General features: G+C 71.2%; 23 protein-coding genes. 12 read left to right on the top strand and 11 right to left on the bottom strand.

Translation table 11 applies throughout. The features are described from left to right. Positions 1-76: 76 nt before the first annotated feature. Both ACZ6ZP_RS30250 and ACZ6ZP_RS30255 read right to left on the bottom strand, forming a co-directional pair. Positions 77-550, bottom strand: coding sequence for a VOC family protein (locus tag ACZ6ZP_RS30250; protein WP_351164919.1), 474 nt, complete (start codon positions 548-550; stop codon positions 77-79). A 108-nt stretch (positions 551-658) separates the two neighbouring features. Next, on the bottom strand, positions 659-835 hold the full coding sequence (locus ACZ6ZP_RS30255) for a hypothetical protein (RefSeq protein WP_469409063.1): 177 nt from the start codon (positions 833-835) through the stop codon (positions 659-661). A gap of 147 nt (positions 836-982) precedes the next feature. Here ACZ6ZP_RS30255 and argC point away from each other — a divergent pair, with 147 nt between their 5' ends. From argC to ACZ6ZP_RS30280, 5 genes are all read left to right on the top strand, one after another. Next, positions 983-2,011 (top strand): N-acetyl-gamma-glutamyl-phosphate reductase, encoded by a 1,029-nt coding sequence (gene argC / locus ACZ6ZP_RS30260; RefSeq protein WP_366464017.1) that lies wholly within the window; start codon positions 983-985, stop codon positions 2,009-2,011. An 88-nt stretch (positions 2,012-2,099) separates the two neighbouring features. After that, the gene (gene argJ / locus ACZ6ZP_RS30265) at positions 2,100-3,254 is read left to right on the top strand and encodes a bifunctional glutamate N-acetyltransferase/amino-acid acetyltransferase ArgJ (protein WP_351164916.1); all 1,155 of its coding nucleotides are present in this window, start codon (positions 2,100-2,102) and stop codon (positions 3,252-3,254) included. Then, a complete protein-coding gene (gene argB, locus ACZ6ZP_RS30270; protein WP_351164915.1) occupies positions 3,251-4,204 on the top strand; it encodes an acetylglutamate kinase in 954 nt (317 codons plus the stop codon). Before argJ ends, argB begins: the two co-directional genes overlap by 4 nt. After that, on the top strand, positions 4,201-5,409 hold the full coding sequence (locus ACZ6ZP_RS30275) for an acetylornithine transaminase (protein WP_469409066.1): 1,209 nt from the start codon (positions 4,201-4,203) through the stop codon (positions 5,407-5,409). Before argB ends, ACZ6ZP_RS30275 begins: the two co-directional genes overlap by 4 nt. A 7-nt stretch (positions 5,410-5,416) precedes the next feature. Further along, positions 5,417-5,971, top strand: coding sequence for an arginine repressor (locus ACZ6ZP_RS30280; protein ID WP_351164913.1), 555 nt, complete (start codon positions 5,417-5,419; stop codon positions 5,969-5,971). A 213-nt stretch (positions 5,972-6,184) separates the two neighbouring features. Here the strand turns inward: ACZ6ZP_RS30280 and ACZ6ZP_RS30285 are convergent, their stop codons facing one another. The 7 genes from ACZ6ZP_RS30285 to ACZ6ZP_RS30315 all read right to left on the bottom strand — a co-directional run bounded on the left by ACZ6ZP_RS30285 (position 6,185) and on the right by ACZ6ZP_RS30315 (position 12,910). Next, positions 6,185-7,156, bottom strand: a complete 972-nt coding sequence (locus ACZ6ZP_RS30285) for a PfkB family carbohydrate kinase (RefSeq protein WP_469409067.1) — start codon at positions 7,154-7,156, stop codon at positions 6,185-6,187. Next, positions 7,153-8,637: a purine-cytosine permease family protein gene (locus ACZ6ZP_RS30290; RefSeq protein WP_399980428.1), complete on the bottom strand. Its 1,485-nt coding sequence runs from the start codon at positions 8,635-8,637 to the stop codon at positions 7,153-7,155. Before ACZ6ZP_RS30290 ends, ACZ6ZP_RS30285 begins: the two co-directional genes overlap by 4 nt. 79 nt (positions 8,638-8,716) lie before the next feature. Then, positions 8,717-9,721 (bottom strand): ADP-ribosylglycohydrolase family protein, encoded by a 1,005-nt coding sequence (locus ACZ6ZP_RS30295; protein ID WP_468614990.1) that lies wholly within the window; start codon positions 9,719-9,721, stop codon positions 8,717-8,719. Continuing rightward, entirely contained in the window at positions 9,718-10,437 is a 720-nt protein-coding gene (locus ACZ6ZP_RS30300; protein WP_469409069.1) for a GntR family transcriptional regulator, read from the bottom strand. The genes ACZ6ZP_RS30295 and ACZ6ZP_RS30300 overlap by 4 nt, the downstream gene beginning before the upstream one ends. Before the next feature lie 71 nt (positions 10,438-10,508). After that, positions 10,509-11,516, bottom strand: coding sequence for a bile acid:sodium symporter family protein (locus ACZ6ZP_RS30305; protein ID WP_469409070.1), 1,008 nt, complete (start codon positions 11,514-11,516; stop codon positions 10,509-10,511). Between the two features lie 89 nt (positions 11,517-11,605). After that, a complete protein-coding gene (locus ACZ6ZP_RS30310) occupies positions 11,606-12,319 on the bottom strand; it encodes a L,D-transpeptidase family protein (RefSeq protein ID WP_383818192.1) in 714 nt (237 codons plus the stop codon). Positions 12,320-12,322: 3 nt separating this feature from the next. Continuing rightward, positions 12,323-12,910, bottom strand: coding sequence for a pyridoxamine 5'-phosphate oxidase family protein (locus ACZ6ZP_RS30315; RefSeq protein WP_351164904.1), 588 nt, complete (start codon positions 12,908-12,910; stop codon positions 12,323-12,325). Positions 12,911-13,049: 139 nt separating this feature from the next. Here ACZ6ZP_RS30315 and argH point away from each other — a divergent pair, with 139 nt between their 5' ends. From argH to ACZ6ZP_RS30335, 4 genes are all read left to right on the top strand, one after another. Then, a complete protein-coding gene (gene argH, locus ACZ6ZP_RS30320) occupies positions 13,050-14,480 on the top strand; it encodes an argininosuccinate lyase (protein WP_469409072.1) in 1,431 nt (476 codons plus the stop codon). A 112-nt stretch (positions 14,481-14,592) separates the two neighbouring features. After that, positions 14,593-15,567, top strand: coding sequence for an aldo/keto reductase (locus tag ACZ6ZP_RS30325; RefSeq protein ID WP_469409074.1), 975 nt, complete (start codon positions 14,593-14,595; stop codon positions 15,565-15,567). Positions 15,568-15,648: 81 nt separating this feature from the next. Continuing rightward, a complete protein-coding gene (locus ACZ6ZP_RS30330; protein WP_351164900.1) occupies positions 15,649-16,200 on the top strand; it encodes a TetR/AcrR family transcriptional regulator in 552 nt (183 codons plus the stop codon). Beyond that, positions 16,197-17,786, top strand: coding sequence for an MFS transporter (locus ACZ6ZP_RS30335; protein ID WP_351164899.1), 1,590 nt, complete (start codon positions 16,197-16,199; stop codon positions 17,784-17,786). Before ACZ6ZP_RS30330 ends, ACZ6ZP_RS30335 begins: the two co-directional genes overlap by 4 nt. An 88-nt stretch (positions 17,787-17,874) precedes the next feature. Here ACZ6ZP_RS30335 and ACZ6ZP_RS30340 read toward each other — a convergent pair whose 3' ends face one another. Continuing rightward, a complete protein-coding gene (locus tag ACZ6ZP_RS30340) occupies positions 17,875-18,564 on the bottom strand; it encodes a lysophospholipid acyltransferase family protein (RefSeq protein ID WP_383818196.1) in 690 nt (229 codons plus the stop codon). Positions 18,565-18,949: 385 nt separating this feature from the next. Between ACZ6ZP_RS30340 and ACZ6ZP_RS30345 the strand changes: the two genes are divergently transcribed. The 3 genes from ACZ6ZP_RS30345 to ACZ6ZP_RS30355 all read left to right on the top strand — a co-directional run bounded on the left by ACZ6ZP_RS30345 (position 18,950) and on the right by ACZ6ZP_RS30355 (position 21,259). Further along, complete coding sequence (locus tag ACZ6ZP_RS30345; protein ID WP_351164898.1) at positions 18,950-20,128, top strand: glycerophosphodiester phosphodiesterase; 1,179 nt, start codon at positions 18,950-18,952, stop codon at positions 20,126-20,128. Between the two features lie 74 nt (positions 20,129-20,202). After that, positions 20,203-20,718 carry a sigma-70 family RNA polymerase sigma factor gene (locus ACZ6ZP_RS30350; RefSeq protein ID WP_361463229.1) on the top strand — a complete coding sequence of 172 codons (516 nt, stop codon included), beginning with the start codon at positions 20,203-20,205 and terminating at the stop codon, positions 20,716-20,718. Between the two features lie 37 nt (positions 20,719-20,755). After that, a complete protein-coding gene (locus ACZ6ZP_RS30355; protein WP_351164894.1) occupies positions 20,756-21,259 on the top strand; it encodes a GNAT family N-acetyltransferase in 504 nt (167 codons plus the stop codon). Here ACZ6ZP_RS30355 and ACZ6ZP_RS30360 read toward each other — a convergent pair. After that, a complete protein-coding gene (locus ACZ6ZP_RS30360; RefSeq protein WP_351164892.1) occupies positions 21,256-21,699 on the bottom strand; it encodes a hypothetical protein in 444 nt (147 codons plus the stop codon). The two genes, ACZ6ZP_RS30355 and ACZ6ZP_RS30360, sit on opposite strands and share 4 nt — an antisense overlap. Between the last annotated feature and the right edge of the window lies 1 nt (position 21,700).

Genomic DNA, 21,700 nt, shown 5'->3' on the forward strand with positions numbered 1-21,700 from the left:
TTTTTCGGGCGGTCGCCCCGACCCTAGGAGCTGGAGTCGACTCCAAGTCAAACCATTTGTGCGGGCCTCGCGGCGGCTACTTCTGGTCCGCCGCCGCGTACAGCGCCGCCACGTCGATCTTCTTCATGCCGAGCATGGCCGCCATGGCGCGCTGCGCGCGCCCCTGGTCGGGGTCGGAGACGAGCTCGTCCAGGGCCGCGGGGACGACCTGCCAGGAGAGGCCGAACCTGTCCTTGAGCCAGCCGCACGGGCCTTCCTCGCCGCCCTCGGAGAGCTTGGTCCAGTAGTGGTCGACCTCTTCCTGGTCGGCGCAGGAGATCGTGAGGGAGACCGCTTCGTTGAAGGTGAACTGGGGGCCGCCGTTGAGCACGAGGTACTGCTGGCCGTCGAGTTCGAACTCGACCGTCATCACGGTCCCGGCCGGACGCGGCCCGGCCTCGCCGTAGTGGGAGACGTTCGTGATCTTCGAGTTCGGGAAGACGGAGACGTAGAACGTGGCGGCGTCCTCGCCCTGGGTGTCGAACCAGAGGGTGGGCGTGATGCGGGGCATGACTGCCTCCTGTCGTCGGCGGAGCCCGCGCGGGATGCGCTCGGGTCCTTGCGCCTGTACTGACCCTCGCGCCCGCCGGAACTCATCGCCGGGACACAACTTGCCCGGTCACTTCTCGGGCGGGCGCCGCTTGCTCGTCCCGCCCGCGTCGTACGTCTCCGGCTCCTCGGCGACGTCGTTCTCGGTCGCCTCGGCGTCGGCGGGCCGCATCCGCTCCGGCGCCGCATTGGTCTTCCCGATCCAGCGCGCGCCCTGCGCCTCGTCGTCGCGTCGCTTCTCACCCATCGCTGCTCCTCGATCGTGGTACCGGTCGCTTCCCAGTAGCGCACCCAAGACCGGCGGCGGACCCGCTGGAACCCCCGAACGGGTGATCGGCTCATTGCATAAAGCTGCGTAGATACGTATAGTCATGCCATCAAGGAGGAGGGTTCCATGGCGGTACGTGCAGCAGTGGCGGGAGCGAGTGGGTACGCGGGCGGTGAATTGTTGCGTCTGCTGCTCGTCCACCCCGAGGTGGAGATCGGCGCCCTGACCGGCAACTCGAACGCGGGCCAGCGCCTGGGCGCCCTGCAGCCGCACCTGATGCCGCTCGCCGACCGCGTCCTGGAGCCGACCACCACAGAGGCCCTCGCCGGACACGACGTCGTCTTCCTCGCACTGCCCCACGGCCAGTCCGCCGCCGTCGCCGAGCAGCTCGGGCCGGACGTCCTCGTCGTCGACATGGGCGCCGACTTCCGGCTGAAGGACGCGGCCGACTGGGAGAAGTTCTACGGCAGCGAGCACGCCGGGACCTGGCCGTACGGCCTGCCCGAACTGCCGGGAGCCCGCGCGGCCCTCGAAGGCTCCAAGCGCATCGCCGTGCCCGGCTGCTATCCCACCGCCGTCTCGCTCGCGCTCTCTCCCGCGTACGCCGCCGGGCTCGCCGAGGCCGAGGCGGTCGTCGTCGCCGCCTCCGGGACCTCGGGCGCGGGCAAGGCGCCCAAGCCGAACCTGCTGGGCTCCGAGGTCATGGGCTCCATGTCGCCGTACGGTGTCGGCGGCGTCCACCGGCACACCCCGGAGATGATCCAGAACCTCTCCGCCGCCGCGGGCACCCCCGTCACCGTCTCCTTCACGCCGACCCTGGCCCCGATGCCCCGCGGCATCCTCGCCACGTGCAGCGCTAAGGCGACCGAGGGTGTCACCGCCGAGTCCGTGCGGGCCGCGTACGAGAAGGCCTACGCGGACGAGCCGTTCGTGCACCTGCTTCCCGAGGGCCAGTGGCCCGCGACCGCCGCCGTGTACGGCTCGAACGCCGTACAGATCCAGGTCGCGTACGACGAGGCGGCGGGGCGCGTCATCGTGATCAGCGCCATCGACAACCTCACCAAGGGCACCGCGGGCGGCGCCCTGCAGAGCATGAACATCGCACTCGGGCTCCCGGAGGAGCTCGGTCTTTCCACGATCGGAGTGGCTCCGTGAGCGACGCACGCGCGGCCGCCGGGCCGCAGATGACAACGGACCGCGCGCCTCTGCGCTGCGCGGGCGGAGAAGCGAACAAGGAGATGCAGTGAGCGTCACGGCAGCGCAGGGATTCACGGCGGCGGGCATCGCCGCCGGGATCAAGGAGAACGGCAACCCGGACCTGGCCCTCGTGGTCAACACCGGGCCCCGCCTGGCCGCCGCGGGCGTCTTCACCTCCAACCGCGTCAAGGCCGCCCCCGTCCTCTGGTCGGAGCAGGTCGTCAAGGGCGGGCTCGTCTCGGCCGTCGTCCTCAACTCCGGTGGCGCCAACGCCTGTACGGGCCCGCAGGGCTTCCAGGACACGCACGCCACCGCCGAGAAGGTCGCCGAGACCCTCGACCTGAACGCGGGCGAGGTCGCCGTCGCGTCGACGGGGCTCATCGGCGTCACGCTCCCCATGGACAAGCTCCTGCCGGGAGTCGAGGCCGCCGCGGGCGAACTCTCGGCGCACGGCGGCGAGAAGGCCGCCATCGCCATCAAGACCACCGACAGCGTGCACAAGACGGCCGTGGTCACCCGGGACGGCTGGACGGTCGGCGGCATGGCGAAGGGCGCGGGCATGCTCGCCCCCGGGCTCGCCACGATGCTCGTCGTACTGACCACGGACGCCGACCTGGAGGCCGACGTCCTGGACAAGGCGCTGCGCGACGCCACGAGGGTCACCTTCGACCGCGTCGACTCCGACGGCTGCATGTCGACGAACGACACGGTGCTCCTGCTGGCCTCCGGCGCCTCCCAGGTCGCCCCGGAGTACGCCGAGTTCGCCGAAGCCGTCCGCGCCGTCTGCGACGACCTCGCCCGCCAGCTCATCGGCGACGCCGAGGGTGCGAGCAAGGACATCCGGATCGAGGTGGTCAACGCCGCGTCCGAGGACGACGCCGTCGAGGTGGGCCGCTCCATCGCCCGCAACAACCTCCTCAAGTGCGCCCTGCACGGCGAGGACCCCAACTGGGGCCGGGTGCTCTCCGCCATCGGCACGACCAAGGCCGCCTTCGAGCCCGACCAGCTGAACGTCGCGATCAACGGCGTCTGGGTCTGCAAGAACGGCAGCGTGGGCGAGGACCGCGACCTCGTCGACATGCGCTACCGGGAGATCAAGATCACCGCGGATCTGGCGGCCGGCACCGCAGAGCCTGTCGTGATCTGGGCCAACGACCTCACCGCCGACTACGTCCACGAGAACAGCGCGTACTCCTCATGAGCGGCGACACGAGCGGCAACACCAGCGGCAACCAGACCGCGCGGAAGCACACCGCCCTCCCCAAGGCGCAGATCCTCATCGAGGCGCTGCCCTGGCTGACCCGGCACCGCGGCAAGACCGTCGTCATCAAGTTCGGCGGCAACGCCATGGTCGACGAGGAGCTGAAGGCCGCCTTCGCGCAGGACGTCGTCTTCCTGCACCACGCGGGCCTCAAGCCCGTCGTCGTGCACGGCGGCGGACCGCAGATCAGCGCGGCCCTGGACCGGCACGGCATCGTCAGCGAGTTCAAGGCGGGCCTGCGGGTCACGACCGAGGACGCCATGGACGTCGTACGCATGGTGCTCGCCGGACAGGTCCAGCGCGAGCTCGTCGGCCTGCTCAACCGGCACGGCCCGCTCGCCGTCGGCCTGACCGGCGAGGACGCGCACACCATCACCGCCACCAAGCACCAGCCCCGTATCGAGGGCGAGTTGGTCGACATCGGCCGGGTCGGTGAGATCACCGAGATCGACACCGGCGCCATCGAGGCCCTGCTCGCGGACGGCCGTATCCCGGTCGTCTCCTCGATCGCACGCTCCCAGGACGACCACCATGTCTACAACGTCAATGCTGATACGGCGGCTGCGGCACTTGCGGCTGCGCTGGACGCCGAGACCCTGATGGTCCTCACGGACGTCGAGGGCCTCTACGAGGACTGGCCCAACAGCGACGAGGTGATCAGCCGCCTGACCGCGAAGGAGCTGGAGAAGCTCCTTCCCGAGCTGGCCAGCGGCATGGTCCCGAAGATGGAGGGCTGCCTGCACGCCGTGCGCAACGGCGTCGAGACGGCCCGCGTGATCGACGGACGGGTCCAGCACTCGATCCTGCTGGAGATCTTCACCGACGAGGGCATCGGCACGATGGTCGTGCCGGACGCGCCCGAGCACGAGACAGAGGGGGAAGCGGCATGACCGGCAACGAGGAGCTGACCCGGCGCTGGCAGGACGCGCTGATGGACAACTACGGCACCCCCAGGCTGCCCCTCGTGCGCGGCGCGGGCAGCAAGCTTCTGGACGCCGACGGCAAGGAGTACGTCGACTTCGTCGGCGGCATCGCGGTCAACGCGCTCGGCCACGCCCACCCGGCGATCGTCGAGGCGGTCAGCACCCAGATCGCCTCCCTCGGCCACGTGTCGAACCTCTTCATCGCCGAGCCGCCGGTCGCGCTCGCCGAGCGGCTGCTCCAGCTCTTCGGGCGCACGGGCCGGGTGTACTTCTGCAACTCCGGCGCCGAGGCCAACGAAGGCGCCTTCAAGATCGGCCGGCTGACCGGGCGTTCGCACATGGTCGCCACCGACGGCGGCTTCCACGGCCGGACCATGGGGGCCCTCGCGCTCACCGGCCAGCCCGGCAAGCAGGAGCCGTTCCTGCCGATGCCCGGCGACGTCACGCACGTCCCGTACGGCGATGTGGAGGCCCTGCGGGCCGCGGTCACCGAGGAGACCGCCCTCGTCGTCATCGAACCCATCCAGGGCGAGAACGGCGTGGTCGTACCGCCCGCGGGCTACCTCAAGGCGGCCCGCGACATCACGACGGCCACCGGGACCTTCCTCGTCCTCGACGAGGTGCAGACCGGAATCGGCCGTACCGGCCACTGGTTCGAACACCTCGCGCACGAGGGCGTGGAGCCCGACGTCGTCACGCTCGCGAAGGGACTGGGCGGCGGTCTGCCGCTCGGCGCGACCGTCGCGTTCGGCGCAGCGGCGGAGCTCCTCAAGCCCGGTCATCACGGAACGACGTTCGGCGGGAACCCCGTGGCGTGCGCCGCGGGACTCGCGGTGCTCGACACGATCGAGGCCGAGGGACTCCTGGAGAACGTGAAGCGGTCGAGCGAGAAGCTGCGCGACGGAATCGAGTCACTCGGACACCCGCTCGTGGGCCATGTCCGGGGTGCGGGCCTGCTGCTGGGTATCGTGCTCACCGAGCCGCTCGCGCCCCAGGCGCAGCAGGCGGCTCAGGACGCCGGCTTCCTGGTGAACGCGCCCGCCCCCGATGTCGTACGGCTGATGCCGCCGCTGAACGTGCGCGACGACGAGGTGGACGCGTTCCTCCGGGCCCTGCCCGGCGTGCTTGACCAGGCCACCGCGGCCAACGGGGACGGACGATCCGGAGAATGAGACGACGATGAGCCAGGCGCAAGGCAACGAGCACGCGGAGCACCCGGATCACTCCGGGCCCGCGGTGCCGCAGACCCGCACCGCACGTCACCGCCGGATCGTGGACATCCTCAACCGGCAGCCCGTGCGCTCCCAGAGTCAGCTCGCGAAGCTGCTCGCCGACGACGGCCTCACGGTCACGCAGGCGACGCTCTCGCGGGACCTGGACGAGCTGAACGCCGTGAAGATCCGCAACGCCGAGGGCGACCTCATCTACGCGGTGCCGAGCGAGGGCGGCTTCCGCACTCCGCGCGCGCCGCTGGGGGAGTCGGCCAAGGAGGAGCGGATGCGCCGCCTCTCGGCGGAGCTGCTGATCTCCGCCGAGGCGTCGGCCAACCTCGTCGTCCTGCGGACGCCGCCGGGCGCGGCCCAGTTCCTGGCCTCGGCGATCGACCAGGCGGAGCTGCACGACATCTTGGGGACGATCGCGGGCGACGACACGTTGATGCTGATCAGCAGGGAGGCCACGGGGGGCCAGGCCTTGGCGGACCACTTGCTGCGGCTGGCTTCGAACGAGCACTGATTGGTCCCCAGCCCCGCCCCTTCCCACAAACCCGCTCGGCGCGGGGGCCTTGGGTTGCCGTCATCACCGGCTTCGCCGAGTTCGTCCTCAAACGCCGGACGGGCTGGAAGTATCCAGCCCGTCCGGCGTTTGAGGCCATCTTGTACGGGGTCTGGGGCGGAGCCCCAGTTTCAGGAAGGGGCGGGATGGGGGAAAGCCCCGCAGGGGCCGCCCTTACCCCAGCACCCCACCCAGCGGATCATCTCCGAGGAACGCCACCAGCTCCGCCAGCACCGGCGCCGTGGCCGGGCCCCGTCGCGTCACCGCGTAAGCCGCCGCCGCGTTCGCGCCGCGCGCGGCCGTCAGGGGATCGAGGCCCCGCCCCAACAGGGCGAGGAACGCTCCCACGTGGGCATCGCCCGCGCCGTTGCTGTCCACCGCGTCCACGGGGAACCCGGGCACATGAACCACCGCCCCCGGGCCCGGCGCGGCCAGCCAGCAGCCGTCCTTGTCGGCCCGCACCAGCGCCCCCGCTCCCGGCGCGAGCCGCCCGCGCAGGGCGTCGGCCGCCTCCCGCGGAAGGGAGTGGCCCGTCATCAGGCGGGCCTCCCGCGCGTTGCAGCTCAGCCAGTCCGTCCGGGCAAGGACCGGCTCCAGGACGGACGCGGGGATGTCCGCGACCAGCGGCGCCGGGTCGAAGCAGACCCGGATGTCGTCCGGCAGCCCCGCCGCGAACGTGGACAGGAGCGGGCCGTTGACCTCCATCACGAGGCTGTACCCGGACAGCTGCACCGTGTCGCCCGGCCGCAACGCCCCCGCCACGGCCGCCGTCTCCGCCGCCGTCATCCGGGCGTCCACCCCGAAGCTGGTCACGAACGTCCGCTCGCCCCCACCGTCGACCAGCGCCACGCAGAAGCCCGTGTCCCCGTCGGTACGCACCGGGAGGAGCGTCCCGATGCCCTCGTCCGCGAGGGCTCGGCGGACGAGGTCCCCGTACGGCCCCGTCCCGTGGAGCCCCGCGTACACCGCGTCGGCCCCCAACCGCCGCGCCGCCGTCAGCGCGTTGAAGCCGCCGCCCGCGTACAGCTCCGTACGGGAGCCGATCACGTCGCCGCCCCGTTCGGGCAGCGCGGGGACCTCGATGACGAGGTCGGCGATGACGTTCCCGGCCAGGACGAGGCGCGGGGAGCGGGTGGGCGTGCTCATCGGACGGGCTCCTCAAGTGCGGGGGAGGGGGCGGGAGTTGTAGCGCAGGGGCGTCCGCCGAAGGCGGCGTACAACGCCGCGCCCACCCCTATCGAGACCGCCCAGCCCAGGCCGTTCACGCCCGGCCAGGTGTCGGCAAGCGGACCGGAGAACCACACGTCGTCCGCGCCCGTGCCGGCGGTCGTGAACAGGAGCCCCGACACGATCGCCGCCACCCAGGCGAGCACGGCGGGCAGCCGGAAGCCGCCGGTGTACCAGTAGCGGCCGGCGCGCGAGGTGTCCATCAGGCCGTCCGGGTCGTACTCGCGGCCCCGCAGCATGTCGACCGCGATCACCCCGATCCAGGCGGAGATCGGCACGGCGAGCAGCGTCAGGAAGGTGGAGAAGGGGCCGTAGAAGTCGTCGGCGATCAGCATGAAGTAGATGCCGCCGAGGAACATCAGCACGATGTCGATGACCACGGCCCAGGCCCGCGGCACCCGCAGACCCAGCGTGATCATGGTGAGTCCCGCGGAGTACGTCGACAGGTGGTTCGACATCAACAGGCCGCCGAAGGCCGCGATCAGATACGGGATCGCCATCCAGGACGGCAGCATCGCGTTGATCGCGGAGACCGGGTCGGAGGACGTGGCGAGCGACGGGTCGCCCGCCGTCAGGAGCGAGCCCAGCGAGATGAGCAGCACGAGCGGGATGCCCGCGCCGAACGCCGAGGCGGTGACCAGGCGGCGCCCCGGGATCGTACGCGGGAGGTAACGGGCGTAGTCCGCACCGGCGTTGGCCCAGCCGATGCCGGTGCCCGCGGCGATGAAGCCGATGCCCGCGATGACGCCGCTGGTCGGTCCCGCAGGGGCCTCCAGGACCTTCGACCAGTCGACCGTGGCGACCAGGAAGCCCATGACGATCAGGTTGAGCACGCCGAACAGGACCGTCGCCCACTTGTTGATCCACATGATCGTGGCGTGCCCCAGGCCGCTGATCAGCAGCGTGCAGGTGATGAAGACCAGCAGGCAGAGCACGGTCAGGAAGGTGTTCTCGTGGACGCCGAAGGCCACCCCGAGGAGGGCGAGCAGCGCGTACGCCGCCGTGGTCGTCGTGATCGTCTCCCAGCCGACCCGGCTCAGCCAGGTGACCAGCGTCGGGCCCGCGTTGCCGCGCTGCCCGAACACCGCGCGGGAGAGGGTGAGCGCGGGCGCCCCGCCCTTCTTGCCCGCCAGGCTCAACGCCCCCACCAGCGCGAACGATCCGAACGAGCCGACGATCGCGACCAGCGCGGCCTGCCAGATGCTGAGGCCGCGGAAGGCGACGAGCGTCGCGCCGAGCGGCAGCCCGAGGATCGAGATGTTGGCGGCGAACCAGGTCCAGAACATCTGGCCCGCGTGGCCGTGGCGCTCGCTGTCGGGGACCGGCTCGATCCCTCGGGTCTCTACGGTGCCGACCTGATCGTTGGTGCCGACGTGATCGTTCTTCGTCGAAGCGGTCATGACGGGACCTCCTTGCGCGCTGGGGAGAGAGAAAAGGGGGGAGAGAAAGAGGGGGGAGAGAAAGAGGGGAGTGGTGGGATCAGCGGTGGGTGAGCAACTGGACCGTCAGCGGCTCCAGTTCGAGGCTGTTGACCGTGCGCAGGGTGCGTACGGCGTCGGCGGGCAGCCCCGAGAGGCCGCGCACCGATCCGGCGACCGCACCCGCGATCGCGCCGATCGTGTCGCTGTCGCCGCCGAGGTTGGCGGCGAGCAGCGTGCTGCGCCACGGATCGCCGCCGGTCAGCGCGAGCACCGCGAACGCGGCGGGCACCGACTCCTGGCTGGCGACGCTGGTGCCGATGAGCGCGACGATGCGGTCCAGGGCCGTGGCCTCGTCCAGGCCGTCCACCAGCTCGCGGGCCCAGGCGATGCGGGCGGAGATGTCGGCTCCGGCGATCCAGTTGCCGCGCCGGGCGCCGGACTCGGCCGCGGCGATCGCGGCGTCGAAGGCCTCGTCGAGCGTGCCGCCCGCGATGCCCGTGCTCACCGCGGCGGCGACGGCCGCCGCGCCCGCGATGCCGATGTTCGTGTCATGGGTGACCTGGCAGGACTCCACCACCCGGTCGAGGAGGTCCGGCAGCGGCTCTGCGGCGAAGGCGATGCCGACCGGGGTGACGCGCATGGCGGCGCCGTTGGTGGTGCCGTACCTGCCCGCCTCCTTGGGGTCGGTGCCGCCCGCGACGGCGTCAAGGGCGGCCTTGGTGGACGGGCCGAGCAGGTCGAAGGAGCCCTTGGCCTTCATCTCCCGCTCCCAGGAGAGCAGTTCGTCGGCGAACCGCAGCGGGTCGACGTGTCCGCCGCCCTCGACGAGCAGCCGCGCGACGATGACCGCCTGGTCGGTGTCGTCGGTGACGGCACCGGCGGGCATGCCCGCGCTCACGGGGTTGTCGTCGCGGGCGGGTTCGAATCCGGTGAGGGTGCCGTAGACGCGTACGACGTCCTCGCGGGACATGACCTGGGTCGGCATGCCCAGGGCGTCGCCGAGCGCGAGGCCGTAGAAGGCGCCGAGCGCGCGGTCGAGAAGGTCGGGGGGTGCGGTGGTCACGAGTGGGCTCCTCGGCCGGTACGGACGTGCAGTTGGAACCGGGACGGGTCGAGCAGGCTTGTCACCTGTTCCACGACCTCTCCCTCGGCATCGCGGAAGACCTGGGCGAGCCGCAGGAAGGGTTCACCGGGGGAGCGGTGCAGGAGCCCCGCGTCCTCGTCGCCGAGGCCGGACACCGCGATGTGGGCGTCGCTCGACGCGGCGATGTGGCCCGCGGCCAGCAGGGTCCGGTTCAGCGAGCCGCCTTCGAGGCCTCGCTCGGGCAGATCGGCGAGGGCGGGCACGGCGGGGACGCGGCTGCGCTCCAGGGAGACGCCACTGCCGTCGGGCAGGCGCCTGACGCGGTCGAGGGCGATGAAGTGCGGGTCCGTGACCCCGAGTTCGGCGGCGAGCTCCGGGTGGGTGATCCGCTCGAAGCGGAGGGTGTCCGTGGTGAGCTCGGTGCCTTGGTCGGCGAGCGCCCGGGTCCAGCCGAGCTGCTGGTCGAGCGGGGTCCCGTCGAACGTGACGATCGAACCGATGCCGGCGTGGGTCTCGATGAGCCCCTGCTCGCCGAGCGCGCTCAGGGCCTGCCGCACGGTGGTGCGACTGACCCCGAACCGCTCCCGCAGGGCGTGCTCGCCGGGCAGGCGGCTGCCGTCGGCGTGCACCCCGGCGCGGATCTCGTCGGCGAGCACGTGCGCGACGCGGTGGTGTTTGTGAACCTGTCCAGGCATGTCTAGAAGGTAAGCGGAGCTGATCCGTCCCGTCTATGGCTGCCGGAAGATTCTTTGCGGATGCGTACCCGTCAGGCCTGCTGGGCGGCCTCGGCCTGCTCGGTCCGCTCGGCCTTCTCCGTCCGCCGCGCCCGGTGCGACATCCAGGCGGCGACCAGCGCCCCCGACACGTTGTGCCACACGGAGAACACGGCGGCGGGCAGCGCCGCCAGCGGGCTGAAGTGCGCGGTGGCCAGCGACGCGGCGAGCCCCGAGTTCTGCATGCCGACCTCGAAGGCCATGGCGCGCGAGGCCGGCGGACCCAGGCGGGCCAGCTTGCCCGCGCCGTAGCCGAGCGCGAGGCCCAGGCCGTTGTGCAGCACGACGGCGACGAACACGAGCAGGGCGGCCGACTTGATGGCCGCGGCGCTGCCCGCGACCACGACGGCCACGATGACGGCGATGGTCAGGGCGGACAGCCACGGCAGGGCGCTGAGGACCCGTCCGATGTAGCGCCCCAAGAGCAGCCGTACGACGAGACCGGCGAGGACCGGGAGCAGCACGGTCTTGAGGATGTCCGTGACCATCGAGCCCGCGTCCACCGGCAGGTACTCGCCCGCCAGGAGCAGCGTCAGCGGCGGCGTGATGAGCGGCGCGAGGACGGTCGAGACGGTGGCCACCGAGACGGACAGGGCCACGTCACCGCGCGCCAGATAGGTCACGACGTTGGACGCGGTCCCGCTCGGCGCGCAGCCGACGAGGATCACGCCGGCCGCCAGCTGGGGCGAGAGCCCGAGCGCGTGGGCGATGAGCCAGCCGAGCCCCGGCATGATCACGTAGTGCGCGACCAGGCCGAGCGCGACGGCCCAGGGCCGCTTGACGACGCCCTGGAAGTCGAGCGGGGTCATGGTGAGCCCCATGCAGAACATCACGAGCCCCAGGAGGTACGGGACGTTCGTGCCCCAGTCCTTGAAGGTGTCCGGGGTCATCAGGCCGAGCGCGCCCGCGGCGAGCACGAGGACGGGGAAGACCGTGACGGCGAGGCGGGCGGCCTTGTCGCCGCTCTCCGTTGAGCTGGGGATCGTCTGTTCGGTTTGCACCCGGCGATGCAACGCCGCCACGCGGCGGGGACGCAAACCCGTCTCGATATGTGGTCGCTACACGAAGCTGCCCGGGGGGCGGGGATCGTTCAGTACCGCGTGATGGCGGTGGCCCCCGAAGCCGTACCGATCGCCATGTGCGGCCGCCGCCCCTGCTCGGCCCACCGCAGGATCCGCCGCATCGCATCGCCCGGCACGGACACGCAACCCGCCGTCGCCCCGCGTCCGTCGACGTGCAGGAAGATCCCCGCGCCGCGTCCGCGCACCGGGCGGTCGTAGTTGAAGCCGATCACCAGGGCATGCGCGTACTGGGCGTCGTACGTGATGAGGTGCTCAGACTCGGCGGCGCGGCAGTCGGCGGGGCGCGGCTGGGTCCAGCGGTTGTAGGAGCGCGAGTCGTTGTCCTGGCACCACCAGGAGTCCTTCGTGACACGGCGGTACGGGTAGTCCGTGCCGGACGGCGCGGACTTGATGCCGAAGGCGTACGGCAGGCGGAAGAGACCGGTGGGCGTCGTGTTCGTCCCCTGCTTGCGCGAGCCGCCCTCCGTCAGGCCGTTCGCGCCGAACCGCGCCGCCGCGGTCCCGGACTTCACCCACCGCCCGCCGCGCCGGTCCCACCACGTGACCGTGCCGGTGGTGGAGCCGGTGCGCGCGGCCTGGGCGGTGATGAGCTGGGTTCCGCCGCCCGTGTCCGCCATGCGGTCCGGCAGCGGTCGGCTCGCGCCGGGCGCGGCACCCAGGGTTGCGGTGGCGGCGAGGAGGAGGGCGGCTGCGGACGCGAGGGCGGCGGCACGGGGGCGCATGGCTCAGACCGTAGTGGGAGGCAAGGGCAGCGGCAGCCCGGGCAGGCCGTCGATGCTCTGTGCGATGTACTCCTTCTTGGTGAAGTAGGCGCTGAGCGAGGCGTCGTCCTCGCGCGCGAAGCGCTTGCCGTGCAGATCGCGATCGTCGTCGTACGACATGAACGGCACCGCGTATCCGCAGCTGTCACGGACGAGTTCGGCCGTCACGACGATGATCGCGCGCAGGCCGTGCGGGGTCGGGTCGATGCCGGGGAAGTGCCCGAGCAGCTCCGCCCAGCGCGGGTCGTCGCGGAAGACGGGTTCGCCGCGGCCGTGCACCCGGACGATGTTCGGCGGGCCCTGGAAGGCGCACCACATCAGGGTGATGCGGCCGTTCTCACGCAGGTGCGCGACGGTCTCCGAGGTGCTGCCCGCGAAGTCCAGATAGGCCACAGTGTGTTCGTCCACGACGGCGAACGAGCCGGTGAGGCCCTTGGGGGAGAGATTGACCGTGCCGTCGCCGGAGAGGGGCGCGGTCGCGGTGAAGAAGAGGGGCTGGGCTTCGATGAACTTGCGGAGTCTGCCGTCTATGCGTTCGTAAGTCTTTCCCATGTCTAAGGATTATTCCCAGAAAAGCTTTGACTGTCTAACGACTTGGGGATGGCGTCTCACCTCCTGGTTGGATTGACGAAACATACGGACCACTGCATACTCATGCATAACGGCGAATGCAGGTTAAGGAGCACGTGAAGTGAGCAGCAACAACGGCGGTGACGTCCGGCTCTGGGGCGGGCGGTTCGCGGACGGCCCGGCAGAGGCCCTGGCCAAGCTGTCGGCATCGGTCCACTTCGACTGGTGCCTGGCGCCGTACGACATCGCCGGTTCCCGCGCCCACGCGCGCGTGCTCCACAAGGCGGGGCTCCTCACCGAGGACGAGCTGACCCGCATGCTGGCCGGGCTCGACCAGCTCGAGACCGATGTGGCGTCGGGCGACTTCGTCGGCACCATCGCCGACGAGGACGTGCACACCGCCCTGGAGCGCGGCCTCCTGGAGCGGCTCGGCCCGGACCTCGGCGGCAAGCTGCGCGCCGGCCGGTCGCGCAACGACCAGGTGGCGACGCTCTTCCGGATGTACCTGCGGGACCACGCCCGGATCATCGGCGGTCTGATCGCCGACCTCCAGGCCGCGCTCGTCGGCCTCGCCGAGGCGCACCCGGACGTCGCCATGCCGGGGCGCACGCACCTGCAGCACGCCCAGCCCGTGCTCTTCGCGCACCACGTCCTCGCGCACGTCCAGCCCCTCTCCCGGGACGCGGAGCGCCTGCGGCAGTGGGACGAGCGCACGGCCGTGTCGCCGTACGGCTCGGGCGCGCTCGCGGGGTCCTCTCTCGGCCTCGACCCCGAGGCCGTCGCCGCGGACCTCGGCTTCGAGCACGGCTCGGCGGCCAACTCCATCGACGGGACGGCGTCGCGGGACTTCGCGGCGGAGTTCGCCTTCATCACCGCGATGATCGGCGTGAACCTCTCCCGGATCGCCGAGGAGATCATCCTGTGGAACACGAAGGAGTTCTCCTTCGTCACGCTCCACGACGCCTTCTCGACCGGCTCGTCGATCATGCCGCAGAAGAAGAACCCGGACATCGCCGAGCTGGCGCGCGGCAAGTCGGGCCGCCTCATCGGCAACCTGACCGGCCTGATGGCGACGCTCAAGGCGCTGCCGCTCGCGTACAACCGCGACCTCCAGGAGGACAAGGAGCCGGTCTTCGACTCCTGCGAGCAGCTGGAGGTCCTGCTCCCCGCCTTCACCGGCATGATGGCGACGCTCACCGTGCACCGCGAGCGCATGGAGGAGCTGGCCCCCGCCGGGTTCTCGCTCGCCACGGACATCGCCGAGTGGCTGGTCAAGCAGGGCGTGCCGTTCCGTGTCGCGCACGAGGTCGCGGGTGAGTGCGTCAAGGAGTGCGAGGCGCACGGCATCGAGCTCGACCAGCTCACGGACGAGCAGTTCGCCAAGATCTCCGAGCACCTCACCCCCGAGGTCCGCACCGTCCTGAACGTCCCCGGCGCCCTGGCATCGCGCAACGGCCGCGGCGGCACCGCCCCCTCGGCCGTCGCCGCCCAGCTCGCCGAGGTCAAGGCCGACCTGGCCATCCAGCAGGAGTGGGCCGCGGCGCGCAAGTAGAAGTGGGCCGCGGCGCGTAAGTGACGCCGGGACAGCGCGTGCCGCGTTGACGTGGGCATCGCGGGTTACGTTGGTCGTTCTTCCGCAAGGAGCCGACCGAACGGAGCCCGCGATGCCCTTCTCGCGCCTGGCCGCAGCGACCACCCCCACCGCCCACATCGGCTTCGGCCTCGCCGCCGTCGGCAGGCCCGGCTACATCACGCTCGGCCGCGACACCGATCTGCCGCCGTCCCGCAGTGTCGAGGCCCTGCGCGAGCGCACCCTCGAACTCCTGGACGCCGCCTACACGCTGGGCGTCCGGTACATCGACGTGGCGCGCTCCTACGGCCGCTCCGAGGAGTTCCTCGCCGACTGGCTGAACGCCAGGCCCGACATCAGGGACGTCGTGATCGGCAGCAAGTGGGGCTACACGTACACGGCCGCCTGGAACGCCGACGCCGCGGGCCCGCACGAGGTCAAGGACCACAGCCTCGCCGCGTACGTCCGTCAGCGCGAGGAGAGCGCCCAGCTGCTCGGCGAGCGGCTCGACCTCTACCAGATCCACTCCGTGACGCCGGAGAGCCCCGCCCTCACCGACAAGGAACTCCAGGCGAAACTGGCCGAGTTGGCGGCCCAGGGTGTGACCGTCGGGCTCTCCGTCAGCGGCCCGGAGCAGGCGGCCGCGATCCGCGCGGCCCTCGCCGTGACCGTCGACGGCGAGCCGCTCTTCCGTACGGTGCAGGCCACGTACAACGCCCTGGAGACCTCGGCGGGCCCCGCGCTCGCGGAGGCCCATGAGGCGGGGCTCACCGTCCTGGTCAAGGAGGCCATGGCCAACGGCCGGCTCGCCGACCCGCACGCCCCCGCGGCCCTGCGTGAGATCGCCGCCGCGTCCGGGTTCGGCAGCGACGCCGTGGCCCTCGCCCTGGTCCTGCGCCAGCCCTGGGCGGGCGTGGTGCTCTCCGGGGCCGCAACCTCGGTCCAGCTCGTCTCGAACCTGCACGCGGCGGCCGTCGATCTCGACGCGGGGCAGCTGGAGCGGCTCGCGGGACTGGTGGAGGAGCCCGCCGCGTACTGGGGACGGCGCGGACAACTGCCCTGGCACTGAGCACCCCGCCGGACGCGCCCTTGGTGATCACCGCGCCTTCATTGTGAGACAAATATGTCTCACATGGCTTATGGTTGTCTCATGTCAGTCGATCGCGATCAGGTGCTGCGCAGCGCCGCGGCGCTCCTCACGCGCAAGGGCTCCGCCACGATGGACGAGGTGGCGCGCGCGGCGGGGATCAGCCGGGCCACCCTGCACCGCCACTTCGCCGGGCGCGACGCCCTCGTACGCGCCCTGGAAGAGCTCGGCATCCAGGAGTGCGAGGCCGCCCTCGACGCGGCCAGGCTCGGCGAGGACAGCGCCGAGGAGGCGCTGCGCCGCCTGGTGAAGGAGCTCCAGCCGGCCGCGGGCCTGCTCGCGTTCCTCGTCACCGAGAACCAGCTCTTCGAGGACGACGCGCAGCACGAGGGCTGGTCCCGGCTCGACGACAGCATCGGCGCGCTCTTCCGACGCGGCCAGGAGAGCGGCGAGTTCCGCATCGACCTGAGCCCCGTCTGGCTGACAGAGGCGCTGTACGGCCTCATCGGCGCGGGCGCCTGGGCCGTACTGGACGGCCGCGTGGCCGCCAACGACTTCACACACATGATCGCCGAGCTGCTGATCGGCGGCGCACAACGGAGAGTGGAACCATGACCAGCATCGAACAGCGGACCGCGTCGGCGGAGGTCGAGCGCAGCCCCGGCCGCTGGCTCGCGCTCGCCGTGCTGGTCCTGGCCGTGCTGCTCGTCGCCGTGGACGCGACGGTGCTCGGCCTGGCCACGCCGTACATCAGCGAGGACCTCAAGCCCACCGGCACCCAGCTGCTGTGGATCGGCGACGTGTACTCGTTCGTCATCGCCGGTCTGCTCGTCTCCATGGGCAGCCTCGGTGACCGCATCGGCCGCAAGAAGCTGCTGCTGATCGGCGCCGTCGCCTTCGGCGGCGTCTCGGTGCTCAACGCCTACGCGACCACGCCCGAAATGCTCATGCTGGCCCGGGCGCTGCTCGGTGTCGCGGGTGCGACGCTGATGCCGTCCACCCTCGCGCTGATCCGGAACATCTTCCACGACCCGCGCGAGCGCAGCCTCGCGGTCGGCATCTGGGGCGCGATGGCCTCGGCCGGCGCGGCCGTGGGTCCGGTCGTCGGCGGTTTCCTGCTCGAGCACTTCTGGTGGGGCTCCGTCTTCCTGATCAACCTGCCGGTGATGGCGGTCCTGGTCGTCGTCGGCATCAAGTTCCTGCCCGAGTCCAAGAACCCGGCGCCCGGTCCGTGGGACCTGATCAGCGTCGTGCTCTCGCTCATCGGCATGATCGCCATCGTGTACGCCATCAAGGAGGCGGCGGCGCACGGCATCCGCTGGGACATCGGGGCGGCGGCCCTGCTCGGCGTGGCGGCCCTCACCTGGTTCGTACGGCGCCAGCTCACCCTCAAGGCGCCCCTCCTGGACATGCGCCTGTTCCGCAACCGCGGGTTCTCCGGGGCGGTGCTCGCCGACCTCCTCACGGTCCTCGGGCTCTCGGGCCTGGTCTTCTTCCTCTCCCAGTTCCTGCAACTGGTCCAGGGGCGGCGGCCGTTCGAGGCGGGCCTGGCCGAACTGCCCGCCGCGGTGGGCGCGGTGGCGGCCGGTCTGATCGCGGGCATGGTCGCGCGGCGGTTCTCCGTGCGCCTGGTGGTCGCGGGCGGCCTCGCCGCGGTGGGCGTGGCCCTCGCGGCGCTGACCACGCTGAGCCAGTCCACCGGGTATCCGCTGCTCGGCGCCTCGCTCCTGGTCGTCGGCATCGGCGCGGGCTTCTCGTTCACGGTGACCGCCGACGTCATCCTCTCCAGCGTGCCCAAGGAGCAGGCGGGCGCCGCGTCCGCTGTCTCCGAGACGGCGTACGAACTGGGCGCGGCACTCGGCATCGCCCTGCTCGGCTCCATCGTGACCGGCGTCTACCGCGACTTCACCGCCCCGGCGGGCACCCCACCGGAGATCGCGGCGGCCGCGCACGAGTCACTGGGCGGCGCGGTGGAGTCGACGGCCGGCCTCCCGGCCCACGAGTCCCAGGCCCTGCTGGCCTCGGCCCAGGACGCCTTCGTCGACGGCCTGCGCCTGGCGGCGGGCGTGGGCGCGGGGGTGCTGCTCGCCACCGCGGTGGCGGCGTGGTTCCTCCTGAAGGGCTCAAGGCTGGAGGACGGCGAAAAGCCCCGTAAGGGGCGCGGGGAACCGCGCGACCAGCCACATACGGCCCGCAGCTGAAGGCAGAAACGCGAACGCCCGCACCGCGCCGGAGGGGAACTCTGGCGCGGCGCGGGCGTTCAGGCTTGCGCGACCCGAGCCCGGAGGGCTACGCCGCCTTCGCCTTCGTGGCGTACATGTCCACGTACTCCTGCCCGGAGAGCTGCATGACCTCCGTCATCACGGAGTCCGTCACCGCCCGCAGCACATAGCGGTCGCGGTCCATGCCCTCGTACCGCGAGAACTCCATCGGCTCACCGAACCGCACCGTCACGCGGCCCGGGCGCGGCAGCCCCTTGCCGCCGGGCTGGAGCTTGTCCGTGCCGATCATCGCGAAGGGGACGACGGGCGCGCCGGTCATCAGGGTCAGCCGGGCGATGCCCGTGCGGCCGCGGTACAGGCGGCCGTCGGGGGAGCGGGTGCCTTCGGGGTAGATGCCGAAGAGCTTGCCCTCCTCCAGGACGCGCCGCCCGGTCATCAGGGCGGCGACGCCGCCGTGGCCGCCGTCGCGGTCCACGGGGATCATGCCGGAGCCGGTGAAGAACCAGGCCATCAGGCGGCCCTTGAGCCCCTTGCCCGTGACGTACTCGTCCTTGCCGATGAAGAAGACCGGACGCGGGCAGACGAGAGGCATGATCATCGAGTCGATGAACGTGAGGTGGTTTCCGGCCATGATGACCGGACCGGTGCCCGGAATGTTCTCGGCGCCTTCCACCCGAGGGCGGAACATCAGACGCAAGATCGGTCCGAGCACAGCCTTGATGAGCGCGAGACGGGACAACGAGCCCTCCGGTGTCAACGGGTCAACGACGAGTATGTGCAGGTGAGGACGATACTCGTGGCTTACCGCTCCTCGCACATCGGGTTCACGCACTCGATACGCAGAGTTGACCTGAGTTTGCGTGGTGTTGCCCTCGGATCGCCCTCCCTGTGACGACCGTATCTCCGTGGGGAGGATGTGGCTCGTCCTAGTGGTCCTTGTCACGCGCGGTGGTCACGCGCTGCCACCGTGCAGCGGGCCGCCTCCGTGCGCCAGGACCCACCGAACGGACCCCGCCCCGCACACCAGTCGCCATCCGGCGTCACCCTTCCGTTCGGTCCAGGGTCTCCCGTCCGTCACGCGCGGCCACCTACGATCGTGCCGCTTTGTCAGGTGCAAGGCAGCACATCGGGAGGAGCGCTCAATGGCCACGCAGCAGTCGAGGGATTCGAAGCCGGGGGAGCCGGGGGAGCGGCGACCGGGGCGGCGCGCGCTACTGGGAGCGGCCGTACTAGGGGCGGGCACAGCCGTCGTAGGACTGCCCGGCGTGGCGAGAGCCGACGGGAAGCACGGGCACGGGGGATACAAGGACCTGCCCGTGCCGACCGTCGTCGCGCACCGCGGCACCAGCGGCTACCGGCCCGAGCACACGCTCGGTTCGTACCAGCTCGCCCTCGACATGGGCGCGCACGTCATCGAGCAGGACGTCGTGCCCACCAAGGACGGCCATCTCGTATGCCGTCACGAGAACGACATCACCGCGACGACGGACGTCGCCGCGCACCCGGAGTTCGCGTCCCGCAAGACCACCAAGTCCGTGGACGGCACCTCGTTCACCGGCTGGTTCACCGAGGACTTCACGCTCGCCGAGCTGAAGACGCTGCGCGCCAAGGAGCGCATCCCCGGCACCCGCCAGCGCAACACCCTCTACGACGGCCGCTGGGACGTGCCCACCCTGGAAGAGGTCTTCCAGTGGGCCGACCGGCAGGAGCGCAGGACGGGCAAGCGGATCTGGCTGCACATCGAGACCAAGCACCCCACGTACTTCCGCAAGCTGGGCCTGGGCCTGGAGGAGCCGCTGGCCAAGCTCCTTCGCAAGTACGGACGGCACAAGAAGAACTCGCCGAACTTCCTTCAGTCCTTCGAGCCCAGCAGCATCCAGCGCCTGAACAAGCTGGTCGGCCCGCCGCTCGTGGTGCTCCTGTCCAGCGCGAGCTCCCGCCCCTGGGACTTCGTCGAGGCGGGCGACCCGCGCACGGTCGCCGACCTCATCAAGCCCGAGGGCCTGGAGTGGATGGCCTCGTTCGCGCAGGGCATCGGCCCCACGCTCGACCTGATCATCCCGAGGAAGGCGGACGGCAGCCTCGGCACCCCGACCACCCTCGTGAAGGACGCGCACAGGGCGGGCCTGATCCTGCACCCGTACACGATGCGCAACGAGAACACCTTCCTGCCCACGAACTTCAGGAAGGGCACCGACCCGGCCGCCTACGGAGACGCCTTCGGCGCCTTCAAGGCGTACTTCGAGACGGGCATCGACGGCATCTTCTCGGACAACTGCGACACCGCGCTGCTCGCCCGCGCGGACTTCGTCAACAAGTGATCGTCCCGCCCCGGTTGGGGTGACAGACGGCCGCCCCGGCAACCTCCTGCCGGGGCGGTCGCGTCCCGCCCTGCATGACCCACGAGCTGATCCCCACCCTGCGTCCGCTCCTCGCCGCCGAGGCCTCCGCCGCGGCCCACGGCTCCGGCACCGACCCCGGTGACCTCGAACAGGCCGTCTGGCTGCGCCTGTTGGAACGCATGGACGTCGCCGACCCACCAGCCGACCCGGCCACCTGGCTGCGCGCCGCCGTCGCCTCCGAGGCGCGCGGCGCCCGGCGCCGGGAGGAGCGCGAGGTGGCGTACGCGACCGAGCCGGCCGACGACACCGAGCGCGGCCCCGAACAGCGCGCCCTGCGGGCCGACCGTGAGCGCACCCTGCACGCGGCGGTGCGCAGGCTGCCCGGACGCTGCCCCGGTCTCATGGCGGCACTGCTCTCCCCCAAGGACCTCACCTACCGGGAGATCGCAGGCGAGTTGGGAATGTCACAGGGCAGTCTGGGGCCTGAACGTTCCCGTTGCCTGGGATGCCTGCGCAGAATGCTCGCGGCGGAGGTTGCAGCTCCTGAACCGCGGGGAAAGGAGCGATAGACAACCGGCGGAGCAGGTGAGCGGGAGGCATGCACACATGGGCATGAGCGTGACCATCTCGGAGGCGGGCGGACAGGACGCCGAGAAGATCCTCAAACTGCAGTACCTGTGCTACCAGAGCGAGGCCGAGCTGTACGGCGACTACTCCATCGAGCCGCTCACACAGACCCTCGACTCCATCAAGGCCGAACTGACCTCCGGCAACGTGCTGGTGGCCCGCCTCGGCGACGAGGTCGTCGCGTCCGTGCGCGGCACGGTCGACGCCGACGGCACGGCGCGGATCGACAAGCTGATCGTCCACCCCAGGATGCAGCGGCACGGCCTGGGCGGCCGGCTCCTGGACGCGATAGAGGGGCGCCTGGGCGCGGGCGGCACCGCCAAGTGCTTCCAGCTCTCCAGCGGCCATCGCAGCGAGCAGAACCTTCAGCTCTACCGCAAGCACGGCTACGCGGCGGTGAAGACGCAGCACGTGAACGAACGGCTCACGCGCATCACCCTCGCCAAGGAGGCGACCGCGGGGGCGTACGCGGCCAGGGTCTAGCGCGCCGCCCTGCGCGCCTTGTTCAGCCAGAAGATCGCGGTGAGCGGCAGGATCACCGGGATGAACAGATAGCCCATCCCGAAGTCCGACCACACCGTGGCGTCGGGGAAGGCGGAGGGCTCCACGAGCGTCCAGGTCCCCACCGCCAAGACGCCCACCAGCTCGGCGGCGCAGCACACCAGCGCCGCCTTGCGGGCCTTCTCGCCGCCCCGCACCAGCGAGTACGTGATGAAGCCGTAGACGAGACCCGCGAGCGCGGACAGCGTGTAGGCGAGCGGGGCCTTGTGGAAGTCCGTCGAGATCTGCACGGCGGAGCGCGAGACCGCGCCGACCACCATCACCCCGTACAGCCACACCAGCAGGATGCCGGGCCCGCTGATCAGCCTCTGCCGGGCGGGCGCCGCGTCCGCGGAGTGCTTCTCGGGCTCTGTCACCGTCACC

Source organism: Streptomyces sp. NPDC054047, from assembly GCF_055585065.1.